Below are 3653 nucleotides of genomic sequence, written 5' to 3' on the forward strand. Positions count from 1 at the left end.
AATAAAGGATAACTTACAATTATATAATGTTGATTTTGAGGTGAGTACATGTCTTTAGCTGAATTCGAACAGGAAATAGTTGATGATCTTTATGAAACACTAATAACTGACGATGAGGATAAAGGTATCACATTGTATGGGGATATTGGAAGTGGTAAATCAACTATTGCCCTTAATTTGGCCAATCAACTTATGGAAGGATGGACTATCTTCTACATTGAGGGGATTGATCCTAATTTATCGCCGTATCTAACATGGCATATTGGCACTAAACTATATTCAAAAAAGAAACTTAAACTCGGGAGTGATATTTCGTTTGGTATTAGCTTTTTACCTGTACCAATTTCACTTGAGTTCGGAACTTCAATTAGCGTGACTTCGACAAACTACATCCTAACACCAAGCGAAGAAGCTATTATTTCTAATATTGAAAATCAGATAGATGGTAATCAAAGAATTCTGTTTGTAGCGGACAACTTTGAAATGTGGGACACACCTTCAAAACAATTGTTTCAAAAAATAATGCATCCACAGTTGGGATTGTTGTCTGAGTATCATTTGAATGTATTGATTGTTGCTCAAAGTAAGCAATCTATAGAGGTTCCGATTATTTGGAAATATGTAGAGACCCCTGATATTCCTGACGAAAGCATATTGCATATTCTTCGCGAAAATGGTCATGCAGAGAGAATTTGCATCGAAGATATTCGCGCCTGTGCTGGAAACGATATCTCGCTGGCTCTTATGGCAGCAAATTATTATTCCATGAGCGGCGAAAACGCTAATAATTTCATCGAAATCATGGATCGTAGGTGTGATTGTTTGCCTACAGAAAAACAAGAAGTACGCCAAATACTGGGGCCACTTTCAATAATTGATAGTTATTTTTCAAAAGACGAGGCTGCTTTTTTTCTAGATTCCACACCGAAAGACAAGTATGAAACAGAATATCTAGCTGAAGAATATCTCCAACTAGCTGAAGATCAGATGTTTATTAAAGGTGATAATAAGTTTCTTTTCGTTAACGATAACATTAAGAATTACTTCAAAGTTAAACTTGCAAGAAAGGAGAGATATTATCATCGTAGATTCTCTGAATTTTTGCAAAAACGTCATCCTGAAGATTATTATTCTCGAGGAAAGCACTTAGCTCTAAGCTTACAATCATCCGATACGAAAACGATTGTAGAAGCATGGCAACTTTTTCTTTTAGCTTATTTTAGACGCTCCACTGAAATTGGAAGTACTGATGATGTTTATAAGATCCTCGATAAAATCGAAACACTCATCAGTGGCCTTCCTATTAGTGCCATTGACACTCAGCATCAGGTTCTAGATGAGTTTATTCAAGGCTATCAAGAATTTACAAAATATAATTACAGGAGTGCATTACTTCATTTCCAAGCAATCACTCCTAGCCGCATTGTTCCACCGTGTCTAGCCGAGTGTCAACGACTAATACTTTTATGTAAAATTCAGTTAGCAGAAGATTTGGGAATGATAATTCAATCCGCTGATGAACTCTATAATACCATTGAGGATATATGCCATTCTGAGGATGAACAATATTGTCGAGCTGCATTGGTATTGTTGGATGCGTATATTGATCGCTCTAATGATCACAAAAAGGTCAATATACTCAAAAATAAGATTATTCGAATAATTCAGGATCATATGGGAATTACTGAATTTGATGAATTTGAGGCATGCTATAATCGCAAAGCAGCATTATATTACGCAGCTATAGTTGCATGTAGACAGACTGAGCAAAGCATTCAATTCCACAGAAAACACTGCAATCGAAATGGCACATATATGGCACTGTGTAATCATTCTGGAAATGCCATTGTCTCAGGACAGTACCCTACTGCAAAGATGGCTGTAGAAGAGTGTGTTTTAATGATGAACAATAGTGACGGTTGGTATTATCCAAGCCAATACAAAGTGGAAAACAATCAAATACTGCTGGATTATCTAACTGAGGAAAGAAATGCTGATGAAAATCGAGAAAAAACTATATTTGCGGCACACAAAGCTGTAACCCGGTTTTCAAAAATAATAGAACATCAGTATGAAGAGGTATCGCATGTGGTTTTATTCAATTATATAGGTTTATCTATGCTATGTCAGACAGATACATGGGAATCTGAGCTAGCCAACGCTAATAGGTTACTTCCTTACCTTGATGAATTCTACCAGTACTATTTACATGATTTGAACTATGCAAATGCCTTGCTGAAGGGGGATGTTGCAAGTGCAAAAGAATCCTTAGAGATACTAAAATCACTGGATCCACCACTCCTTCGTCACTATCGAATAATTCTTCAGAAGAGGCAACTTGTTCAAGAAGATTTATTAACTACTCAGAAAATCATTAACGGTGATCCGTTTGAGTATCATAGGATAATCCATACAGCATGTAGCCATGTGCAAGATGACTCATGCTATTTCTGGGGACGCGGTTTTCTCCTATCAGATTTGCAATTCCTGTCCTTCTAGGTGAACCTTTTTCCGCGCATTAGTGCTGCAGAAATGACTGCACGATAGATATCACAGTATTCAAATCCCAACTGTTCGAATGCATACGCAAAGGAACTATGTCTTGTGGTGTATGGTGTTGTAGAAACATCAAATATGAACGGTTGTCCATTTTGTGTAATCCGGAAATCAATTCGTCCATACACATCCATCTTTAATAAACGAAAAGCTCTTTCAGCAGTTTTTTGAATGGTGGTCACAACTTCCGATGATAAGCATTTGTCTAATTTGTAGAAACCATATTGATTTTGTTCGGAAGCATCTTCATCCAAAATACTCTTTCCTTGAAGATCGATACCAATTGGCGGAAAAACATGTATATTATTTCCTACTTTAAATATTGGGACTTCGCACTCAAAACCTTCGATATACTCTTGAACAATATATCTTGAACCTAATAGATTAGTACTCAGTTCAGGAGAAACTGTAATAATCTTGGATTCACTTATTCCTTGACTAGCAGACTCAGAAGTTGGTTTGCAGATAACCTTTGTTCCATTTTCTGGTGATCCATTCATCCAAGTTCCATTGTCAGTATACAGCCAGCTCTTTGGTGCAGGCACATTTTGAGCATTAAATAATGTTGAAAAATAATATTTATTACGGGCCAATGCACACGATAATGAAGGAGAAGTTGTATATCTTAGACCAAGCAGTTCACAGAATGATGGGATAATTGTTTTTTTATTATCACCCAAACCGTTTCTAGCTAAAGTGTATATTAAGCTATTTTTATAACGGTCCGGATGTTCAATATAGTCATTTATAAAGTCAATTTCGTTGAAGTAAATGTTTTGTACAAAATATCCTGCAGAAACAATACCTTGATATATTTCGTTGAATTCGTCTATTGAAAAACGCTCTGTTTTGCTACACTGAAGCTGCGTAATGTTCATGTGACCGCGTGGTTCGCATACATGAGCAATAAGAACTACATTTAACACTGTCTGTGAAATTGGAATATGAGTTTGCTCCCAAAATTTCAAAATTTTCATGCTATCCCTCCTCTGAACAAAGGACAATAACAAATTATCCTATATTTATAAACTTACAATAGTAAATAGTTATTATAAAAAGTCTTGCAAATAGAAGATAATTGTAAGTTATCCTTTATT

General features: G+C 35.8%; 2 protein-coding genes. One reads left to right on the forward strand and one right to left on the reverse strand.

The genetic code is table 11. The features are described from left to right. Positions 1-48 precede the first annotated feature (48 nt). Positions 49-2499, forward strand: coding sequence for a hypothetical protein (locus tag AAAY30_RS11290; protein WP_499215966.1), 2451 nt, complete (start codon positions 49-51; stop codon positions 2497-2499). On the opposite strand, the gene AAAY30_RS11295 is transcribed toward AAAY30_RS11290, so the two are convergent. Continuing rightward, complete coding sequence (locus tag AAAY30_RS11295) at positions 2496-3533, reverse strand: D-alanine--D-alanine ligase family protein (protein ID WP_295026740.1); 1038 nt, start codon at positions 3531-3533, stop codon at positions 2496-2498. The genes AAAY30_RS11290 and AAAY30_RS11295 overlap by 4 nt on opposite strands. Between the last annotated feature and the right edge of the window lie 120 nt (positions 3534-3653).

This window comes from Ruminococcoides bili, from assembly GCF_040093295.1.
Taxonomy (GTDB): domain Bacteria; phylum Bacillota; class Clostridia; order Oscillospirales; family Acutalibacteraceae; genus Ruminococcoides; species Ruminococcoides intestinale_A.

Bases quoted from the DNA above. Each gene is read 5' to 3' on its own strand.
- AAAY30_RS11290 (WP_499215966.1), top strand. From the start codon at position 49: ATGTCTTTAGCTGAATTCGAACAGGAAATAGTTGATGATCTTTATGAA.
- AAAY30_RS11295 (WP_295026740.1), bottom strand. From the start codon at position 3,533: ATGAAAATTTTGAAATTTTGGGAGCAAACTCATATTCCAATTTCACAG.